At 55.5% G+C, this 20065-nt stretch carries 21 protein-coding genes; 7 read left to right on the plus strand and 14 right to left on the minus strand.

Annotated elements, in window-relative coordinates; translation table 11 throughout:
• Positions 1–16 precede the first annotated feature (16 nt).
• The 5 genes from D5085_14385 to D5085_14405 are packed head-to-tail and all read left to right on the plus strand — an operon-like array spanning position 17 to position 4331.
• Positions 17–817, plus strand: coding sequence for an undecaprenyl-diphosphate phosphatase (locus D5085_14385; protein ID QEP44202.1), 801 nt, complete (start codon positions 17–19; stop codon positions 815–817).
• Entirely contained in the window at positions 807–1238 is a 432-nt protein-coding gene (locus D5085_14390; protein ID QEP44203.1) for a VanZ family protein, read from the plus strand. Before D5085_14385 ends, D5085_14390 begins: the two co-directional genes overlap by 11 nt.
• Positions 1231–1437: an oxaloacetate decarboxylase subunit gamma gene (locus tag D5085_14395; protein QEP44204.1), complete on the plus strand. Its 207-nt coding sequence runs from the start codon at positions 1231–1233 to the stop codon at positions 1435–1437. Before D5085_14390 ends, D5085_14395 begins: the two co-directional genes overlap by 8 nt.
• Positions 1438–1446: 9 nt before the next feature.
• The gene (gene oadA / locus D5085_14400) at positions 1447–3207 is read left to right on the plus strand and encodes an oxaloacetate decarboxylase subunit alpha (protein ID QEP44205.1); all 1761 of its coding nucleotides are present in this window, start codon (positions 1447–1449) and stop codon (positions 3205–3207) included.
• On the plus strand, positions 3201–4331 hold the full coding sequence (locus D5085_14405) for a sodium ion-translocating decarboxylase subunit beta (protein ID QEP44206.1): 1131 nt from the start codon (positions 3201–3203) through the stop codon (positions 4329–4331). The genes oadA and D5085_14405 overlap by 7 nt, the downstream gene beginning before the upstream one ends.
• Here the strand turns inward: D5085_14405 and nhaR are convergent.
• Complete coding sequence (nhaR, locus tag D5085_14410; protein ID QEP44207.1) at positions 4314–5219, minus strand: transcriptional activator NhaR; 906 nt, start codon at positions 5217–5219, stop codon at positions 4314–4316. The two genes, D5085_14405 and nhaR, sit on opposite strands and share 18 nt — an antisense overlap.
• 192 nt (positions 5220–5411) lie before the next feature.
• On the opposite strand from nhaR, the gene D5085_14415 reads away from it, so the two are divergent.
• Positions 5412–6098, plus strand: a complete 687-nt coding sequence (locus tag D5085_14415; protein QEP44208.1) for a Bax inhibitor-1/YccA family protein — start codon at positions 5412–5414, stop codon at positions 6096–6098.
• Between the two features lie 77 nt (positions 6099–6175).
• Here the strand turns inward: D5085_14415 and recN are convergent, their stop codons facing one another.
• Positions 6176–7849 carry a DNA repair protein RecN gene (gene recN, locus D5085_14420; protein ID QEP44209.1) on the minus strand — a complete coding sequence of 558 codons (1674 nt, stop codon included), beginning with the start codon at positions 7847–7849 and terminating at the stop codon, positions 6176–6178.
• Between the two features lie 6 nt (positions 7850–7855).
• Positions 7856–8773 carry a DUF3426 domain-containing protein gene (locus D5085_14425; GenBank protein QEP44210.1) on the minus strand — a complete coding sequence of 306 codons (918 nt, stop codon included), beginning with the start codon at positions 8771–8773 and terminating at the stop codon, positions 7856–7858.
• Between the two features lie 171 nt (positions 8774–8944).
• Between D5085_14425 and D5085_14430 the strand changes: the two genes are divergently transcribed.
• The gene (locus D5085_14430) at positions 8945–10561 is read left to right on the plus strand and encodes a methyl-accepting chemotaxis protein (protein QEP44211.1); all 1617 of its coding nucleotides are present in this window, start codon (positions 8945–8947) and stop codon (positions 10559–10561) included.
• On the opposite strand, the gene D5085_14435 is transcribed toward D5085_14430, so the two are convergent.
• The 11 genes from D5085_14435 to D5085_14485 all read right to left on the minus strand — a co-directional run bounded on the left by D5085_14435 (position 10546) and on the right by D5085_14485 (position 20058).
• On the minus strand, positions 10546–11442 hold the full coding sequence (locus D5085_14435) for a 50S ribosomal protein L11 methyltransferase (protein ID QEP44212.1): 897 nt from the start codon (positions 11440–11442) through the stop codon (positions 10546–10548). The genes D5085_14430 and D5085_14435 overlap by 16 nt on opposite strands.
• 1 nt (position 11443) lies before the next feature.
• Positions 11444–12784, minus strand: a complete 1341-nt coding sequence (gene accC, locus D5085_14440) for an acetyl-CoA carboxylase biotin carboxylase subunit (GenBank protein QEP44213.1) — start codon at positions 12782–12784, stop codon at positions 11444–11446.
• A gap of 12 nt (positions 12785–12796) precedes the next feature.
• Complete coding sequence (locus tag D5085_14445; GenBank protein ID QEP44214.1) at positions 12797–13240, minus strand: acetyl-CoA carboxylase biotin carboxyl carrier protein; 444 nt, start codon at positions 13238–13240, stop codon at positions 12797–12799.
• Between the two features lie 71 nt (positions 13241–13311).
• Positions 13312–13797 carry a type II 3-dehydroquinate dehydratase gene (gene aroQ, locus D5085_14450; GenBank protein ID QEP44215.1) on the minus strand — a complete coding sequence of 162 codons (486 nt, stop codon included), beginning with the start codon at positions 13795–13797 and terminating at the stop codon, positions 13312–13314.
• A 136-nt stretch (positions 13798–13933) separates the two neighbouring features.
• Positions 13934–15682 carry a nickel-dependent hydrogenase large subunit gene (locus D5085_14455; protein QEP44216.1) on the minus strand — a complete coding sequence of 583 codons (1749 nt, stop codon included), beginning with the start codon at positions 15680–15682 and terminating at the stop codon, positions 13934–13936.
• Positions 15679–16119, minus strand: a complete 441-nt coding sequence (locus D5085_14460; protein ID QEP44217.1) for a hypothetical protein — start codon at positions 16117–16119, stop codon at positions 15679–15681. Before D5085_14460 ends, D5085_14455 begins: the two co-directional genes overlap by 4 nt.
• A complete protein-coding gene (locus D5085_14465; protein QEP44218.1) occupies positions 16116–17381 on the minus strand; it encodes a (Fe-S)-binding protein in 1266 nt (421 codons plus the stop codon). Before D5085_14465 ends, D5085_14460 begins: the two co-directional genes overlap by 4 nt.
• Entirely contained in the window at positions 17378–18043 is a 666-nt protein-coding gene (locus tag D5085_14470) for a hypothetical protein (protein ID QEP44219.1), read from the minus strand. Before D5085_14470 ends, D5085_14465 begins: the two co-directional genes overlap by 4 nt.
• A gap of 3 nt (positions 18044–18046) precedes the next feature.
• Entirely contained in the window at positions 18047–19162 is a 1116-nt protein-coding gene (locus D5085_14475) for a twin-arginine translocation signal domain-containing protein (protein QEP44220.1), read from the minus strand.
• Complete coding sequence (locus tag D5085_14480; protein ID QEP44221.1) at positions 19146–19604, minus strand: hydrogenase expression/formation protein; 459 nt, start codon at positions 19602–19604, stop codon at positions 19146–19148. Before D5085_14480 ends, D5085_14475 begins: the two co-directional genes overlap by 17 nt.
• Positions 19591–20058, minus strand: a complete 468-nt coding sequence (locus tag D5085_14485; protein ID QEP44222.1) for a hydrogenase maturation protease — start codon at positions 20056–20058, stop codon at positions 19591–19593. Before D5085_14485 ends, D5085_14480 begins: the two co-directional genes overlap by 14 nt.
• Positions 20059–20065 lie beyond the last annotated feature (7 nt).

The raw sequence follows: 20065 nt of genomic DNA on the forward strand, positions 1-20065 counted from the left end.
AGAGGAGTCACAGTGAATGGAGTGGTATCAAATTACCCTACTGGCGCTGTTGCAGGGGGTGACCGAATTTTTGCCCATCTCTAGCTCGGCCCATCTGATTCTGCTGCCGTGGCTAACGGGCTGGGCTGATCAGGGGTTGGCGTTTGATGTCGCAGTCCATTTAGGAACGCTGTTGGCGGTAGTTGGCTACTTTCGCCGAGAGGTTGTCGTTCTCATGCAAGATTGTTGGGCTTCAATCATGCAGCGCCGAGTGGTAGGCGAGAGCCGGTTGGCGTGGGCGGTACTGCTCGGTACCATTCCGGTCGGGCTAGCGGGGCTGCTATTTAAAGAGATCGTTGAGAGCGAACTGCGCACGCCACAGGTGATTATTGTGACCACAATTCTATTTGGGCTACTACTCTGGTGGGCCGATCGCTATGGTCGCGGCGAGCGGGACGAATCGAGCTTAACTTGGCGAGATATTGCCATTATCGGTCTCGCTCAGGCGGTGGCGCTGATTCCGGGAACCTCTCGTTCTGGTATCACCATGACCGCAGCGCTGATGTTGGGGCTAAGTCGGAGCGCGGCGGCACGATTTTCGTTTCTGCTCTCGATTCCGGTGATTGTGCTGGCCGGCGGATTAAATGGGCTCGATCTAATCCAGCAGTCGGAGCCGGTCGATTGGTTCAGCCTAGGGCTAGGCACGGTGCTAGCGGCACTGAGTGCCTATGCTGCGATTCATACTTTTTTAAAGTTATTAGAACAGATCGGCATGGTGCCGTTTGTGATCTATCGGCTGCTACTCGGTGGCCTGCTGTTGTGGCTCTATGGCCTCTGAGTCGATCAGTCCGCTAAGGTGGGCCGGGGTATGGTTAACTATCGGTTGGACGATGGTGCTGTTGGTGATCTATCTGTCGCTAGCGGGGAGGCCGCCGCAGCCGCTTAGCTTCCACTACAGTGATAAGCTGATGCATTTGAGCGGATATGCTACGCTGATGGCTTGGTTTGGGATGATTCACCGCCGCGCCTCTAGTCGCTGGCGCTATGTGGCGCTCTTTATTGCAATCGGCGTTGTGCTGGAGTTTCTACAGCAGTGGGGTGGGGTGCGCTATTTTGAGTTAACCGATATGGCTGCTAATACAGTAGGGGTGCTACTCGGCTGGCTCTGGTGCCGCCTCCCTAGTGGGGAGCTTCTCTATCGGCTGGAGCAGAGGGGGCGCTCAAGGGTATGGTTTAACCGAGGAGGGGGCGATGTCTAATAGCGATCTGCTTTGGGTTGGGCTGGAGTTAATGGTACTGGGCATGGGTGTTGTGGTGCTCTTCTTAATGCTGCTGATCGCTGTGTTAAGGCTCAATAGCCGCTTTTGGCGCCAATATGCTAATAAAATGGAGGCACCTTCCCCCCACTTAATGGCGGTCATAGCTGCCGCTATTCATCACCACCGTCAACGAGAGTAAGGAGTCGCTATGTCTCTCCCCCCGTTAGCCATCACCGAGGTTGTATTACGAGATGCCCACCAGTCGCTATTAGCGACCCGTATGCGACTGCAAGATATGTTACCGATAGCCGATAAGCTCGATAGCGTAGGTTACTGGTCGATCGAGAGCTGGGGCGGGGCGACCTTCGATGCGGCTATTCGCTATTTAGGTGAAGATCCGTGGCAGCGACTGCGGGCGTTAAAAAGTGCCATGCCGAAGACGCCGCAGCAGATGCTGCTGCGGGGGCAGAATCTACTCGGCTATCGCCACTATGCCGATGATGTGGTCGAGCGATTTGTCCACCATGCCGCTCGCAACGGTGTCGATATTTTCCGTATTTTTGATGCGCTCAACGATCTGCGCAACCTAAAAACGGCGATTGAGGCGACCCTAAAAGCGGGTAAACACCCCCAAGGCACGATCTGCTATACCGTTAGTCCCGTCCATACACTAGAGCAGTTTGTGACTCAAGGGCAGGAGCTACAGCAGATGGGGTGCCACTCGATTGCGATTAAGGATATGGCGGGGCTATTGACCCCCTATAACGCCTATGAGCTAGTGAGTCGGCTAAAGGAGCGGGTTGATCTACCGCTTGCGCTCCATAGCCATGCCACGACCGGCCTCAGTACCGCCACCGCTTTGAAAGCGGCTGAGGCGGGGGTCGATATTCTCGACTGCGCTATCTCCTCCATGTCGCAGACCTATGGCCACTCTGCCACTGAATCGGTGGTGGCGATGCTGCAGCAGAGTGACCGCGAGACAGGGCTTGATCTTAAACAGCTAGAGCAGATTGCCGCTTGGTTTCGGCAGGTACGGCAGCGCTATCAGGCGTTTGAGGGGAGTCTGCGCGGGGTGGATAGTCGAATTCTGGTCTCCCAGGTGCCAGGCGGGATGTTAACCAATCTGGAGAGTCAGTTACGGCAACAGCAGGCGCAACATCGGCTCGATGAGGTGTTAGCCGACATTCCCAAGGTACGCCGTGAGTTAGGCTATCCGCCGCTAGTGACCCCGACTTCGCAAATTGTCGCTACCCAAGCGGTGATGAATGTCCTTGCGGGGGAGCGCTACCGCACCATTAGTCGCGAAACGGCGGCGCTGTTGCGGGGGGAGTACGGTGCTACGCCAGCGACTGTCGATACGGCGCTACAGCAGCGAGTCTGTCAGCAGGGGGAGGTCGTGATTCACTCTCGCCCTGCCGACAGCCTCCCCCCTGAATTGGCGTCGCTGACCGCTGAGCTAGCCGAACTAGCGCGGCAGCATCAGTTTGAGCTATCGTCGTCGCCCGATGAGGATACGCTCATCTATGCTCAGTTTCCGCAGGTGGGGCTAAAGTTTCTGCAACAGCGCCACCTTCCCGACGCTTTTGAGCCAGAGCCAACACCAACACCGGCACCAACACCGGCACCAACAGCTACAACGGCCACAGCTGCCACCTACGAAGTGACCGTGGAGGGGAGAAATTATCGGGTGAAGGTCTCTGAGGTCGGAGAGATAGAGAGAGTGACCCCGCTCAAAGAGACAACCCTACCTAGAGAGGTAGTGACTGCACCGATGGCGGGGCGGGTGGTGAAAATTATGGTGCAGGAGGGGGCGAGAGTCGCGAGTGGTGAGACGCTGCTGATTTTAGAGGCGATGAAGATGGAGACAGAGCTTGCCGCCTCGACTGATGGGGTGGTCGATAAGATTTTGGTCACGGCCGGTGAGGAGGTAGCGGTTAGGAGCCCGCTGCTACAGTTGCAGCCATGCTAGAGCGGTTAATCGCCCTGTGGCATGCCACCGGCCTAGCTCACATCGGTTGGGGCGAGCTAATAATGGTAGCGGTGGGGCTAGGGTTGATCTATTTAGCGATTGGGCGTCGTTATGAGCCGCTGCTGCTGCTACCGATAGGTTTTGGGGCGGTATTGGCCAATACGCCGTTAGCGGCGATCGCCGAGCCGGGGCAGTTTTTAGGTCAAATTTACCATCTAGGTGTCGCCTCAGGGCTCTTTCCATTGCTGATTTTTATGGGGGTAGGGGCGTTAACCGACTTCTCGGCGCTCATTGCCCGACCGGTGACGCTACTACTAGGGGCTGCGGCACAGTTTGGTATCTTCGCTACCCTCTTAGGTGCGCTGCTGCTGAACTATCTGCCCGGTTTTTCGTTCTCTCTGGAGCAGGCGGCGGCAGTGGCCATGATTGGCGGGGCCGATGGACCGACGGCGATCTTTCTCGCCTCCAGATTAGCGCCAGAGCTACTAGGGGCGATTGCGGTAGCGGCCTACTCCTACATGGCGCTAGTGCCGCTGCTACAGCCGCCGGTGATGCGGCTATTAACGACCGAGGCGGAGCGGATGACGCCGATGCGAGAGCTACGAGAGGTCACCTCTCAGGAGCGGATTCTGTTTCCGCTGCTACTGCTACTGTTAACGCTACTCTTTCTGCCGGCGGCGGTGCCACTGATTGGTATGCTCTCCTTTGGGAATCTGCTGCGAGAGGCGGGTGTGGTTGAGCGGTTAAGTCGCGCGGCGCAAAATGAGATTATCAATAGCGTCACCCTGCTGCTAGGGCTGGCGGTGGGGTCGAGATTGAGCGCAGATACCTTTTTAACGCTACAGACTTTAGGCATTTTGGCGTTAGGCGCGATAGCGTTTACTATTGGTACGGCTAGTGGGATCTTAATGGGCAAGCTGATGTATCGCCTGACTGGTGGGGCGATTAATCCGCTTATCGGCGCCGCTGGCGTTTCGGCGGTCCCGATGTCAGCGCGGGTGGTCAACCGTGTCGGTCTGGAGAGTAACCGCCACAATGTGCTGCTAATGCATGCGATGGGGCCAAATGTGGCTGGGGTTATTGGATCAGCGGCCACGGCTGGCATCTTATTGACACTGGTGTGAGGTGAGCCACTGGCGGGCGGTGGTGGTAATGAGAGCGATGGCCGGATGGGTGATTTTGCGCTCTATCGAGATGGCGTAGTAGTGCTCTTCAACCTCGGTGGTTTGACCGAGGGTGACTGCGTCGAACTGCTGCTCTACCTCAGTCGCTATGACGGTGGGGGTGATAAAGATGCCGTTGCCGGCGCGACCGAACGCCTTCATCAGAGCGCTGTCGTCAAACTCGGCCACAATTTGCGGCAACAGATGGTGGCGCTCAAACCACTCTGTCAGGCGGCTACGAATAGCGGTTGACTTCCCGGGGAGCATCATGGGTTGGCGATCAAGGAGTTGCGGGAATGGAGTACTAAGCTGTTGCGCGAGTGCTGGGGTCGCCATAAACGAAATACCGCTATGGCCTAGCGGATGGGTATAGCCACGAATACTGACACTGCTCGGCAGAGGGGAGTCGGCAATCACTAGATCGAGTCGGTGTAGCGCGAGTTCGGCGAGTAGCGGCTCGACTGAACCTTCGCGGCAGATGAGCTTAATCGGTTTATCGAACGCGAAGGCGGGGGCTAATAGGCGGTAGGCGATCGATTTGGGCACCACATCGGCAATGCCGACCCGAAATGGCAGTCGCGTTTGGGAGGGCGGGTGGCGCAATATCTGCTCTAGTTCGCTGCCGAGGGAGAAGATCTCGTTGGCATAGCCGAGGGCAAAGCGACCGGAGTCGGTCAACTGTAACTGGCGTCCGGTTCGGGTAAATAGCGGCTCCCCGAGCTGCTCCTCTAGCAGACTAATTTGACCACTAATTGTCTGTGGGGTCAGGTGGAGTCGCTCACTAGCGCGGCTAATTGTCCCGTCGCGAGCGACACACCAAAAGTAGTAGAGATGTTTGTAGTTAATCATAATTCGTCTTTTCCGAACTGTTCATCAGTTATATTCGAGTTTATTTATGCCGTGAGTTCCATTATGCTCTCAATCAAATCGTAATGGTATGGCGCGGTGGTCGTCTCTATTGAACTCTCGTCGTGCCACTACCATTGTGAAAGGTGTCGTTTAACCCTTACCTCATGTTGATTATTAATTAAGGAGTGAGTTATGAACTGGCCTAATGCCTCTTCTGAAACCCTACAATCGACCGCGCAGCCGCAGGGCTCGCTGGTCTCAACTAACAAGGTTTTGCGCAATACCTACTCGTTGCTCTCAATGACACTGCTATTTAGTGCTCTGGTCGCTGGGGTATCGATGGCGCTTAACCTACCCCACCCGGGTATCATTATCACCCTAATCGGCTATTTTGGTCTGCTGTTCGCGACAACTAAGTTTCGTAACAGCTCGCTCGGGATTCTGTTTGTCTTTGCGCTAACCGGCTTTATGGGATATACCTTAGGGCCGATCCTCAACAGCTATCTGTCGCTGCCGAATGGGGCTGAGATTGTGATGATGGCGATGGGGGGCACTGGCATTATCTTTTTGGGTCTCTCTGGCTATGCGCTAGTCAGTCGTCGTGACTTTAGCTTTATGGGCAGCTTCCTGATGGTGGGAATTCTGGTCGCCTTTATCGCCGGTCTAGCCGCCTTCTTCTTCGAGATGCCGGGGCTATCGCTAGCGGTCTCCGCCATGTTTGTGCTGCTGATGGCGGGGCTCATCCTCTATGAGACTAGCAATATTATTCACGGAGGCGAGACCAACTATATTATGGCGACCGTCACCCTCTATGTCTCTATCTACAATCTCTTCACCAGTCTGCTCCATCTGCTCGGCTTCATGGCCGCAGATGACTAGGTAAAAGAGTTTACTTCTCCTTTGGGTTCAAACTGAACCTTTTTAGCCGGCTGCCCGTTAGGGTATGCCGGCTCGTTTTATTTTGTCTGCATCCGCTCAATCATCGTTGCAGCATGGTTGAGTGTCTCCTCGGTCATCTCTAGCCCACCCGACATACGGGCGATCTCGCTAATGCGTTGGGTCTCATTGAGTGGCGTGACGCGGGTCTCGGTGTGGGTATCGCTCTGTAGCTTGCTGATCTGGTAGTGGAGGTGGCCACTGGCGGCCACTTGGGGTTGATGGGTGACGCAGATCACTTGGCACCGCTCTCCTAACCGTCGCAGCAGTTGGCCGACCATAGCGGCGGTCTGTCCGCCGATGCCGACATCAATCTCATCGAAAATCATGGTCGGAATTCGACTCTGATCTGCGCTATTGACCTGAATGGCTAGGCTGATGCGAGAGAGCTCGCCCCCTGAGGCGACCCGTTCTAGTGGCCGCAGCGGCTGTCCCGGATTGAGGCTGATTTGAAAGCTGATCTCCTCATTGCCGTAGGCGCAAGGGGCGGTTTGGGGCTGGAGTAGAATCTGCAACTCCCCCTTACTCATGCCTAGATTGCGCATGGTTTTGGTGACAATCGCCGCTAGCTCTTGTGCCCCCTGCTGCCGTATGACCGTTAACTGTTGCGCTAGCTGTTGATAGTCCACAAGCGCCTGTGCGATTTGAGTATCGAGCTGTTGGCTCAACTCGTCTTGATTCTGTAGCTGTTGCAGCTCCTGCTGTAGCTGCTGTAGCCGCTCTGGCAGCTCATGGGGGGCGATGCGCTGTTTGCGGGCGAGCTGTTGAATATCGGCAAGTCGCTGCTCTAATTGCTGCTGCCGCTCTGGATCGAGCTCTAGCCGGTCGCTATAGTGGCGCAGTTCGTTAATCGCTTCGGTTAGCTGAATAGAGGCTGAATCGAGCAGTTCGGCACAGCTTTGCAGTGCGGGATCGAGCTCGGCTAGGCCGGCGATATCCTCACTCACCCTCACTAAAGTGGAGTTAATCGCCGCCTGCTCGCTCTCCTCTAGCAAGAAGAGCGCCTGTTGGCAGCTACTGACAATCTCCTGTAGATGGCTGAGGCGACGGTGATCCTGTTCAATCTGCTCTAACTCGCCTGGCTGTAGATTGAGTTGCTGTAGTTCATTGGTCTGAAAAAGGAGCAGATCGAGTCTATCTTGGCGCTGCTGCTGGCGCTGTTGTAGCTGCTGCTGCTGTTGGAGTAATCGATGCCAGTGGTGGTAGCTCTGCTGCACCTGCTGTAACAGTGTGGGTTGATGGCAGTAGAGATCGAGCTGTTGGCGCTGCACCGCCGCTTTGAGTAGATTTTGATGGGCGTGCTGGCCGTGGAGCTCAATCAGATGCTCTCCTAGTTCGCGAATATGACGCAGCGGGACGGCTTGGCCATTAATATAGGCGCGGGAGCGACCATCACGATTGATGGTGCGCCGAATGATGCACTCTCCCCCCTCCTCATCGAGTTCGCGCTCAGCTAGCCACTGGTGGATAAGTGGCAGATTATCGATATCGAAATTGGCGGAGATATCGGCTCGCTGCTCTTTAGCGGCGATATCGTGGCTGTCGGCGCGATCGCCTAGGGTGAGGCCGAGGGCATCGAGCAGAATCGATTTGCCAGCACCCGTCTCACCGCTCAAGACGGTCATGCCACGGTGAAACTCCAGCGTTAACTCTGAGACGATGGCGTAGTGACGAATATGGAGACGACGAAGCATAGTGGATTACTCCGAAGGTAGTATCGTTAGGGTAAAACCGATGGCGGCGGCACTGCTATCGGCAATATCTAGTCCAATATCGACGGTGGTTCGGGGCGGAAACAGCGCCTCTACAGGTGCGGTAAGATAGTGTGCCGAGGTGAAGGTGCGTGCGGCAATCTGATGGCTAGAGATATCGTGCAGTCGTAGCTGTAGCCGCGGCCACGGCTGGGAAAAATCGGCCAAATTATGGAGACGAGCGCTAATGCGTAGCCCATTTTGATAGAGGGGGTGGCTGGTAATGGTGCTCTCTAGCAGCTTAAGCTGTTGTAGATCTTGTTGGGGCGGCAGGGAGCAGTGAACATGGTGACAGATCGTCTGTAGCAGCGCTCGCCCCTGGGGGTGGTGTAACAGCGGTTGCCATTGCCAGTAGAGGAGCTGTGCTACCAAAGTCGTTAATAGTAGTAGCAGTAGCAGTCGCTGCCCTATACGCTGTAACCGGCTCGGTGTCGCCGCGTGACGGATCCGCTGTCGTTGACGATAGCGGATCGGCTTGGGGGGGGAGGAGGGGGCAGGATTGGCAGTCCACTGCGGCTCTGTTACCAAGGTAAAGGGGTGGTGGGGGATAATCGGGGTCAAACTAGGTGGCGGGGAGGCCGGATCGGGTTTGGGCTGGTGGCTATCTTGTAGTAGCTGGGCGATATCCTCCTCATCGATCGGCAAAAAGAGCCGCTCCGGTGGTGGCGTTGAGTGGGCGGGAGTAATGTCGGGGACGATTTGGGTTAAGGTTGGCCGTTTTAGCGGCTCGCCCTCTGGGGTGACTAGAGCATCAATGGAGTTAAAGGTTGTCAGACACTGGCCACAGCGCACCTCTCCACGGGAGAGAACGACCTGCTCTAGGGGGAGACGAAATAGGGTGTGGCAGCTAGGACAACGGGTCTGCATGGTGAAAAGTCGCTGTAGTTCTCAAATCGTTTCGGGTTATGATAGGCACTAGGGATATGATTCAAGTTGCTTGAGCTGCCTGCCGACTGGAGCGGTATGGATAACGCACAGATGTGCCAGCTAAGGCAGTTAAATTAATATCGAGACTATATCAAAAACGGAAGGTGGATAATGAGTTTACGCCAAAAATTTTCTTGGTTTGCTGTCGTGATGGGAGCAGGGTTTCTGCTGTTGATTGTGCTGGTGTTTCTGGTGATGGTCGATGCTAACCGCCTCAATGACCAAATTGAGTACCACTCCGTGCCCCTTCTGACCAAAACGCATGAGCTGCGCTTTCATGTGGTACAGGTGCAGCAGTGGTTAACCGATATTAGTGCGACTCGGGGGCAGGATGGTCTCAATGACGGCTTTGAGGTGGCCGCAGAGCACGCTACTCTTGTCAGAGGGATACTCGATGAGCTTTCGGAACTCGATAGCGATAATCGCAACAGCTATGGCCAGATTCGACAACAGTTCGAGAGTTACTATCAGGCAGGGCAGAAGATGGCTCAGGCATATATTGCGCAGGGACCGGCTGGTGGTAACTCAATGATGGCCAGTTTTGATGCTGAGGCGAGTCGAATTACAACCCAAGTCGAGCAGCTACTGCAGAGCTCTAACAGCCTAACTGGGAGCCAGTTGAAGGAGCTAGAGAGCGTTTTAGGGGGAATTAACTGGATTATGATCATTGGCGCGGTGATTCTATTGGGAGTGTTTGGTTATCTGCTTAATATCGTGCTTGATCTGTTAGGCGGCATCGGTAAGGTCGCCGCTGAAATCGGTTCAGTTGCCGAGGGCAATTTGAGTTCGCACCCGATCTGTGTCGGTAGGCGCCATCAGCACGATGAGCTAGGTCAGCTCTGTCAAGATTTAACCGCGATGAAGAGCAGGCTCGGTCAGCTACTACAGGGGATGATAAGCGGTACGATTCAACTAGTCGATGCCTCGGCGAACCTCTCTACGCTCTCGGGTAGCTTTATGAATACCATCTCCGAGCAGCGCAATGAGACCGACATGGTAGCGACAGCGGTGACCGAGTTGACCGCAAGCAGCAGTGAGGTGGCACAGCAGGCCTCTCAGGCAGCAGAGTCGGCCTCCCTTGCCGATGCCCAGGCCGCCTCTGGTCGTAAAGTAGTGAGTGATACACTGAAGGTCATTGAGAGGATGTCCAATACGATCAGCTCTACCGCCGAGCTAATTCAGCAGGTAAATCGTGATAGCGAAAATATCGGTACGATTTTGGAGACGATTCGGGCGATTGCCGATCAGACCAATCTGTTAGCGCTCAATGCCGCGATTGAGGCGGCGCGTGCCGGGGAGCAGGGGCGTGGTTTTGCCGTTGTTGCCGATGAGGTGCGGACCCTCGCATCGCGAACTCAGGAGGCGACCGGTGAGATTCAGCAGATGATCGAGAAGCTGCAAAACGGTACCGAAAGTGCCGTAGAGGCGATGACCTCTAGTCGGCAACTGACCGATCAGAGTGTTGAGCAGGCCAATCGTGCCGGCGAGAGCTTAGAGCAGATTACCGAAGCGGTGAATGCGATTACCGATATGAGTACCCACATCGCAGCCGCAGCTAGAGAGCAGAGCTCGGTAGCCGAAGATGTCAGTCGTAGCGTGAATGCCATTAGCGATAAAAATAGCCACAATGCCGATAGTAGCTCGCGCGTGACTGAGATGGCCGAACAGCTACAGCAGATGGCGGCACGACTACAGCAAAATAGCGCCCACTTTCAGTTCGATAAGTAGCGTCGCCCCTCGATGCGAACCCAGCCATTGAGTTCAGTGGCTGGGGCAAGATCGATAGTGGAGCGATAGGCTGACGCAACCGTCTCGGCCTGCTCGGACAGAATACCGGAGAGCACCAACCACCCCCCGGGTCTAATTTTGGCACTGAGCTGGGGGGCGAACTCAATGAGGGGGGTGGCTAGAATATTGGCGATAACGCCATCGACTCGCTCTCCCAGCGGCACCCTCTCACCGCAGGTGGCGACAAGTTGAGCCGGTGTGATACCGTTATCATCCCGATTGCGGCAGGTCGCGGCCACCGCTTGGGGATCGATATCGATAGCATCGATATGGCCTGCCCCTAGTTTAGCGGCGGCGATAGCTAAAATCCCCGAACCGCAGCCAAAATCGATCCAGTGCTTTGCGCTTAGCTCAGCGGCGTGGCTATCGAGCCACTCCAGACAGAGGCGAGTGGTGGCGTGGGTTCCGGTACCAAAGGCGATACCGGGATCGAGAAGAATATTGACAGCCTCCGGTTGTGGTGGTGGGGTATGCCAACTGGGGACGATCCAGAGTCGCCGACCAAATCGCATCGGTTCAAACCCCTCCATCCAGCTACGCTCCCACACCTGATCGGCTAGCGGTACAATTTGGTACTCCGGTAGCGCCAGTGAGAGGGCGAGCTGGTCTAGCTGGGCTCTAAGCGGCGCATCGGCTTCAAATAGCGCCGTCACTTGGGTCGTCTGCCACAGCGGCGTGGTGCCGAGCGGCGGCTCATAGAGCGGCTCATCTTTACCGTCTCGTAGCGTTACCGCTAGCGCACCGAGCTCAAATAGTCGCGCCTCCCACAGCTCGGCCTCAAGGGCGTGACTTAATAGAGTAAGCTGTTGCCAGCTAGCCATCCTATCGCTCCAGCCTCTTCTCTAAGTAGTGGATATTGGTTCCCCCCTGAAGAAACTGGCAGTCGCGCAGCAGCTCCCGATGGAGCGGGATATTGGTCTTAATCCCTTCGATAATCGTCTCTTGTAGGGCGGTCCGCATACGGGCGATAGCGACATCGCGATTCTCACCGTGGGTAATAATTTTACCGATCATCGAGTCGTAGTGGGGAGGGACAGTGTAGCTCTCATAGATATGCGAATCGACCCGCACCCCTGGCCCGCCGGGCATATGGGCCGAGGTGATCTTGCCGGGGGAGGGCATAAACTTCTCTGGATCTTCGGCGTTAATACGGCACTCAATCGCGTGCCCCTGTAGCTGAATATCGCTCTGGCGATAGGCGAGCGGCTCGCCGGCAGCAATTCGGATCTGCTCTTTCACAATATCGACGCCGGTGATCATTTCAGTGACCGGATGCTCGACCTGAATTCGAGTATTCATCTCGATAAAGTAGAACTGACCCTCTTCGTAGAGAAACTCAAAGGTACCCGCGCCACGGTAGCCGATATCGACACACGCTTTAGCGCAACGGGCCCCAATTTCGGCCCGTAGTTCGGGGGAGATACCAGGGGCAGGGGCCTCCTCTAGCACCTTTTGGTGACGGCGCTGCATCGAGCAGTCGCGCTCACCGAGATGGATCGCATGGCCATAGGTATCGGCCAGCACCTGAACTTCGATATGGCGCGGGTTTTGGAGAAACTTCTCCATATAGACCATCTCGTTACCAAAAAAGGAGCCCGCCTCAGAGCGGGTTAGGGCGATGGCATCGAGTAGGTTCGATTCGGAGTGGACGACCCGCATTCCCCGTCCTCCCCCCCCACCTGCGGCCTTGATAATAATCGGATAGCCGATTTTATGTGCTAAGGCCAGATTGGTCGCATCCTCCTTACCTAACGGGCCATTGGAGCCGGGAACGGTCGGCACACCGGCCTGCTTCATCGCCTCAATGGCGGAGACCTTATCCCCCATCAATCGAATAGTGTCGGGACGAGGGCCGATAAAGGTAAAACCGCTCTGTTCGACCCGTTCGGCAAAGTCAGCATTTTCCGATAAAAAGCCGTAGCCAGGATGGATAGCCATCGCATCGGTCACCTCAGCGGCACTAATTAGCGCGGGGATATTAAGATAGCTCTCGGCAGAGGCCGCCGGACCGACACAGACCGACTCATCGGCTAAGCGCACATGTTTTAAGTCGCGATCGGCCATGGAGTGGATTGCGACCGTCTTTATCCCCATTTCGCTACAGGCGCGTAGGATACGCAGCGCAATTTCACCCCGATTGGCGATCACTATTTTATCGAACATTGCCTTAAGCTCCTACTCAATAACAAACAGTGGCTGACCAAACTCGACCGGTTCGCCGTTATCGACCAAAATATCCTTAACGACGCCCGACTTATCGGCTTCGATTTGGTTCATAATCTTCATCGCCTCAATAATACACAGAGTCTCCCCCGCCTCCACCTGGCGGCCGATCTCAGTAAACGGCTTACTACTAGGCGAGGAGGAGCGGTAGAAGGTACCGACAATCGGCGAGGTGATAAGATGGCCTGTGGGAATAGCGACCTCATCGTTACGGTTCGAAGTGCTCTCTGGCGCTAGTGCGGCAGGCGCGGCGAAAGGGGGAGGAGCCGGTGCGATAGGCGCAGGTTGGGCATAGCGGCAGATTCGCACCGACTCCTCCCCCTCTTTAATCTCGATTTCGGCGACACCGGAGTCGTCCAACAGTTCAATCAGCTTTTTTATTTTACGAATATCCACAGGTATTACCCTCTAAGTTTAAATCTCATAGTCGTGTGGCCCGCCCCGTCAAAAGCGAAGGAGGGGGCAGGTTAGGTCGCCGCCGGCACAGTTTCCAGCCGATGTATCATGGCCGATAGTGCTAGCTGATAGCCATACCCCCCTAAACCCACTATGACGCCGGCGGCAATATCGGAGCAGTAGGAGTGGTGGCGAAAGGGTTCTCTGGCATGAATATTAGAGAGGTGTATTTCGATAAAGGGGATCGAGACACCACTTAGCGCATCACGCAGGGCGATACTGGTATGGCTAAAGGCAGCCGGATTAATAATAATGCCAGCAATCTGCTCCTCTCTGGCCTGATGAATACGCTCAATCAGCGCCGTTTCACTATTACTCTGTAGATGGTGTAGTCGATAGCCAGCGGTAGTTGCTTGCTGTTGCAGCGTGGCGACGATGGAATCGAGCCTCTCGACACCGTAGTGGCTCGGTTCACGGGTTCCTAATAGGTTAAGGTTAGGGCCATTTAACAGCAGTAGGGTAGGGGGGATTGGTAGAGTATTCACAACGAGCGGCATTGGGTAGGTTAACAGAACAAGAACAGATCAATACAAAAACGCGGCCATTATGCTGATAATGGCCGCGATTGTCCACGATTTTGTCGAGTAGTGCAGCTAATTTAGCACTATCTGCGTTATCTGGGTGGCAGGCGGGTTAACGCACCTTCACCTGAATCTGTTCGCCGCTGTCGGGATCGGTCAGATGGACAGCACAGGCGATGCAGGGATCAAAGCTATGGATAGTGCGCAGAATCTCCAGCGGTTGATGAATATCGGCCATTTTATGACCGGCCAGCGCCGCCTCATAGGGGCCGATAGTCCCCTGATGGTCGCGAGGACCGGCGTTCCAAGTGCTTGGGACGACAGCCTGATAGTTATCTATCACCCCATCTTTAATCACAATCCAGTGGCCTAGGGCACCTCGGGGGGCCTCCATATAGCCGGCACCACGCGACTCCTTAGGCCAAGTGGAGGGCTCCCAACGACTCTCATTAAAAGTCTTTAGATCGCCGCTGCGGATATTAGCCAGTAACTGATCGAACCACCCCTGCATCTGCTCGACCAAAATCTTACTCTCTAAAGTACGGGCTGCCGTGCGCCCCATGGTAGAGTAGAGCGCCTCTAGCGGCAGATCGAGTTTTTGCAGCGCAAATCCTGCTAGCTCACGAGTCGGCTCATGGCCGGTCGCGTAGAGCATTAGCACCCGTGCTAACGGGCCGACCTCAACCGCGTGTCCCTTCCAACGGGGCGACTTAAGCCAAGAGTAGCGGTTATCGACATCGAGATGGTCATAAGGGGGTTTAGGGCCGCTGTAGTTAAACTCGGTCTCACCCTCATAGGGGTGGAGGCCACGCCCCTCCCCACCGCGGTAGCGATACCAAGAGTGATCGACAAACTCTTGAATCTGCTCTCGATCATTCAAATCTACCGCATGAATTGCCGATAGATCACGGTTGAGAATCGCACCACGGGGGATTAAAAAGCCGGAAGTATCGCTAAATGAGGTAGCCGGAAAGTCACCATAGGTTAAAAAGTTACCGACCCCCTCGCCCTGTTTGAACCAATCTTTATAAAAGCTGGCAATCGCTAAAGTATCGGGGAGATAGACCTGCTCGACAAAGTCACGCATCTCACCAATAATCTGCTGTACCTGCTGTAGGCCAGCCATATTGAGCGAGGTAGCGCCGGTGCCCGCAGCCCCTCCCCGAATCTCGGCTTCGATGCTAATCGCACAGGGAACGCCGCCGACCAAGAAGTTGGGGTGGGGATTTTTACCGCCGAAGATGGTATGCAGTTTGGCCACATTGCGCTGCCATGTGAGCGCCTCTAGATAGTGGGCTACCGCCATCAGATTGGCCTCCGGCGGCAGTTTGTAGCCGGGGTGGCCCCAGTAGCCGTTAGCAAAGATGCCGAGTTGGCCCGATTCGACCAGATCCTTAACCCGTTTTTGAATATCGGCAAAGTAGCCGGGGGAGGATTTAGCATAGCGGCTAATCGACTGCGCCAGCTCTGAAGTCGCTTTCGGATCGGCCTTGAGTGCCGAGACCACATCGACCCAATCGAGGGCGTGCAGATGGTAGAAGTGCATCACATGGTCGTGGATATACTGTCCGGCGATCATCAGGTTGCGAATGAGCTCGGCGTTATGGGGCAGTTCGATTTTTAAGGCGTCCTCAACCGAACGGACTGAGGCGATGCCGTGTACTAGCGTACAGACGCCACAAATTCGCTGCGCAAAGGCCCACGCGTCACGAGGATCGCGACCACGCAAGATAATTTCGATACCTCGCACCATGGTGCCGCTGCTAGAGGCGCGGGTAATAGTGCCCTCTTCGGTTTCGGCCTCAATGCGTAGATGGCCCTCAATACGGGTAACGGGATCGACGACAATCCGTTCGCTCATGGCTGCTCTCCTTTCTGTTGTGCCAGGAACTGTTCAATTTCGGTGATCTGTTCGCTGCTAATATCGCTCTCTTCACCATGGGCGAGAGCGGCACAGCTAGCGGCCATGCGGCAATTTTGTACCACTTTAGGGATAGCCCCCCCTTTCGGGGTCACAGCGATGGCTGCCGCTGCGGCGCGAGCGATAAAGTAGCCCGCCTGCTCCTGCCAATCCCCCTCCGCACCACAGCGGGTATGGCGATCAACAACCAGCGATTGAGCTAACTGTCGTACCGCTTGGAGTTCGTTATCGCCGCCGCCCCCCTGCATGACCGCCAGAATCTGTTCTAGGCGGGAGTCTTCGCAGAAGTTACGGTAGGGGATAATCAGAGTGGCGGCTAGCTGTCGCTGTATCGATGGCGGCAGCGAGGCTGTCTGTTCAATGACCGTGGCGCTCATGATCTCTCCTCCTGTAGATGTTCGGCGATCATCTCTGTCAGACCCCAAACCGGTAGATCGATATTGTTCTCCTCCAGCCCCTCTTCGAGCTGAATGCGGCAGTTAGCGCAGGCGGTAACGAGTACTTCAATATCAAGCTCTTCGATCTGGCGCTTCTTGCGCTTAAACGCCTTCATTTTCAAAGGCTCAGCCCGCTCGTTAGCACTGACGCCGCCGCCGGCGCCGCAGCACCAGTTCATGGTACCGTGGTCGGCCATTTCGACAAAGTTCTCCGCCACCTCGGCTAGTAGCCTGCGAGGCTGCTCGACCACGCCACCCCGACGAGCGATCTGGCACGGGTCGTGATAGGTGAGACGGCTACTCTCCTTATCAGCGATTTTGATCAATTTTTGTGCTCTGAGTTCATCTAAAATTTCCAAAATGTGCTTAACCTCAAAGCGGTAGGGGCGGCCAATCAGATTAGGCCCCTCCCAACGAATGGCGCTAAAGGCGTGACCACACTCGGGGCTAATCACCGTGCCGACTTTGAGATCTTCAGCCGCCTTCACCACTCGGCTCACCAGTTCACGGGCGATATCGGATGAGCCAATTTGAATGCCGGAGTTGGTCGCCTCAAAGGCGGTCGAGGAGAGAGTCCAGCTCTTGCCTGCCTGATGGAATATCTTCGCCACCGCTTCGAGATACTCGGGGTAGTTCATAATCTCCATTGAGGAGAGCAGCAGCATATAGTCGCTCCCCTCTTGATCAAACGGCACCTCAAAGCCGACGGCAGCCTCGATATGTTTTGCTTGCGCTTTAACCGCCGGTAGTTTGACCCCCATCGGGCTACCGAGTTCGACCGCACGGGTCGCAGCGCCGATAATCCCCTCTGGAGCGTGGCCGGCAGCGGCCATCCCTTCACGCATTTTGCGAATCATGTAGGCGATATCGTTACCGGCCGGACAGACCATAGAGCAGCGGCCACACATAGAGCAGCTATCATAGACTAGCGGAGCCCACTCGGCCAGCTCATCATCGGTAATCGGTTTCGATAATCCAAGCTTAGTACCCACTTTACCGAGTAGGGTGTACTCCTGCTGCCAGAGTCGGCGCAAGGGTTCGAGTTTATAGATCGGGGTGTACTTCTCCTCCCCGGTCTCAGTATAGAAGAGACACGCCTCGGCACAGAGGCCGCAGTGAATACAGCTAGAGAAGTAGCTAGCTATCGGTCCATCAATAACGGCGCGAAACTCGCGCACCCCCTTTTCGAGTGAAGCGCTCATGAGGCCACCCCCTTGCGTCCGAAGTTATCGCCGGTGTACCAGCGGGCAATAAAGATAGTAAAAGCGTGAGCCAGTTTGGTAAATGGCAGCAGCACCAGTAGTAGCTCGGCACTTAAAATATGCAGCGTTAACATCTGCGGATAGGGGAGCAGCATATGGTGGTAGGCGAGATAGCCGGTAAGTAGCGGCAGAAAGGTGACCACCCAAGCGACATAGTCCCCCAACGTTGACAGCATCCTTTTGACCGGATTATGAATACGGTCAATCAGTAGCACGATCATAGAGACCAGCGCCAGCACAGTCAGAATATCGATGACCATCGTCGGCAGTGCCGGCCAGCCGAAGCCGAATAGATGGCGGAAGATCTCAATGTGGGGCATGGCAAAAAAGATTGTGGCTAGCAGTCCGATATGGAACAGATAACCGGCACCGTAGGTGATCGCGGTCTGGCTATTGAGCGCCGGCATAGAGCTAAAGCGGCTCCAGATAGTCTTCACTCCTGAGCCGTGCGAGATGGGTCGAGCCGGAGCCAGATCGGTTTTGCGGCTTAGCACCACAATTTCGATAATACGGATAATCACTCCGGCGATAAATATCAGCACAGCCCACTCAAAGCCCGGCCCTCTGGCCCAGAGCAGTAGTTCGGTCGGTTCGGCTAACATGGTTTACTTCTCCAGTTCATGAATTGAGACAGTTTCGTGATCGGTACGCGCCTGCTGTCGTTGCTGGTGGCTGTGGTAGGCGGTAGCGGCACCGGCAACGGCGCCGACAGCGAGCGCCACTCCCGCCATCGACTCATTGGCAATCGGTACCGAGAGCGCCTTGTAGAAGCTGCCTGCATCCCAAAAACCGGGCTCTGAGCAGCCGATACAGCCGTGGCCCGACTCAATCGGAAAGCTAGTACCATCGTTCCACTTTAGCGTCGCACAGGCGTTATAGGTGGTCGGCCCCTTACAGCCGAGTTTATAGAGACACCAGCCGAGTCGGGCACCCTTATCATCAAAAGTTTCGGCAAATTTGCCCTGATCGTAGAAGGTGCGCCGATAACAGCGATCGTGAACCGTATCGCCATAAAAGGCTTTAGGGCGATTGAGGCGATCAAGCTCCGGCAGGGTACCAAAGGTGAGGTAGTGGACGATAATACCGGTCATCACTAATGGAATGGGAGGGCAGCCGGGAACATTAACTAGCGGCTTGCGCTCTATCGCTCCCAAATTCATTAGCTCCTCAACCCCCATCGCACCGGTCGGGTTAGGCTTGGCCTGCGGTAGGCCACCGTAGGCGGCACAAGTGCCGATACTAATCACTGCCGCAGCCCCTCTGACGGTCTCTTGTAACATCTGTAGATTACTGATACCGGCGATGGTGGAGTAAACCCCCTCATCGCCATAGGGGATGGAACCATCGACTAAGAGGAGATATTCGCCGTCAAATTGCGCCATCGCCTCCTCTCGCGCCGCCTCTGCTTGATGGCCTGCAGCTGCCTGTAGCGTATGGTGGTAGTCGAGCGAAATTTGGTCGAAAATTAGCCCTTCAATGGAGGGAAAGTGGGAGCGGAGTATCGATTCGGTACAGCCGGTGCACTCCTGAAACGACATCCAGATCACCGAGGGGCGTCTAGTGCTGCCTAGCGCGTGGGCCACTCGCGGTGCGAATGCCGGTGAGAGCGCTAGCGCCGAGGTGATCGCTGTACAGAATTTCAAAAATCCGCGCCGAGATATCCCCTGTTGTTGCATACGCTCTGTCAGGGTTGGTCGGGCGGCATTAGCAGTCTGTTTCATCATTAACTCCTTCGTCTGCTGCCTGGGGTAGTTCGGTCTTAATTCGCTGGCGCAGTAGCTGTTGCGCTAGAGCTATCTCACTTCTGTCGGTAGCGACAATCGCCGGTAACGGGGTGACTTCTAGCTGCTCAGCTAGCAGCTCCCCCTCTTCGTTATAGTGGCTCAACCACCAGATGCCGGCGATGGCGGTCTCATAAATGTCGGAGCGGCCACAGCTATTGAGGGTAATGGTTACTTCACCGTGACCAAGAATGTAGCGTAACTTCTCCCGTTCAGCGATCGAAAGGGGGAGGGTGCGTAGATCGATAGCGCCACTTTCGCCATGACTGAGATAGTGCTGTTGTCGTTCAGTCAGTTCCATCAAAATCGCCTCAGCGTTGTGGCCGAGCTCAAACTCAGGCCAAGGCTCCTGTTCGATGGTAATGGCATCAAGCGAGCTCATCGTACCACACCTGTGTTAGCTGTTGCGCCTGCTGACAGATAGTCGGTAATGCGGTTTGAACGGCGGGGGTGAGCGCCTCACCCCACCCAATCGATTCAGGCTCGACGGCTAACAGCGCACGCCGTGTGGGTAGATCACCGCTCAGTTTACCCATGTAGATCAGATCACGCAGACCGACCTCGTGGACTGTCGGGCGGTGTTGATGCTCTAAAAAGTGATCCATCGCCTCCCCCTGTAGCAGACGGTGGCTGCCGGGGGGAGATCCGATTCGAGCCGCGTCAATGACCACCACTCCCGCTGCCGAGGCTATCTCGGCGGCAAGTGGAAAGCTAATCGTACCACCATCAATACAGCGCAGCCATGGCGGCAGAGGTGAGCGCTGCAGATAGCGGATAGCATGACAGCCAATCCCCTCATCGCTTAGCAGCGAGTTACCTATGCCCAAAATCAACATCACCCTA

The organism is Ectothiorhodospiraceae bacterium BW-2, assembly GCA_008375315.1.
In the GTDB taxonomy this organism is placed as follows: domain Bacteria; phylum Pseudomonadota; class Gammaproteobacteria; order Thiohalomonadales; family Thiohalomonadaceae; genus BW-2.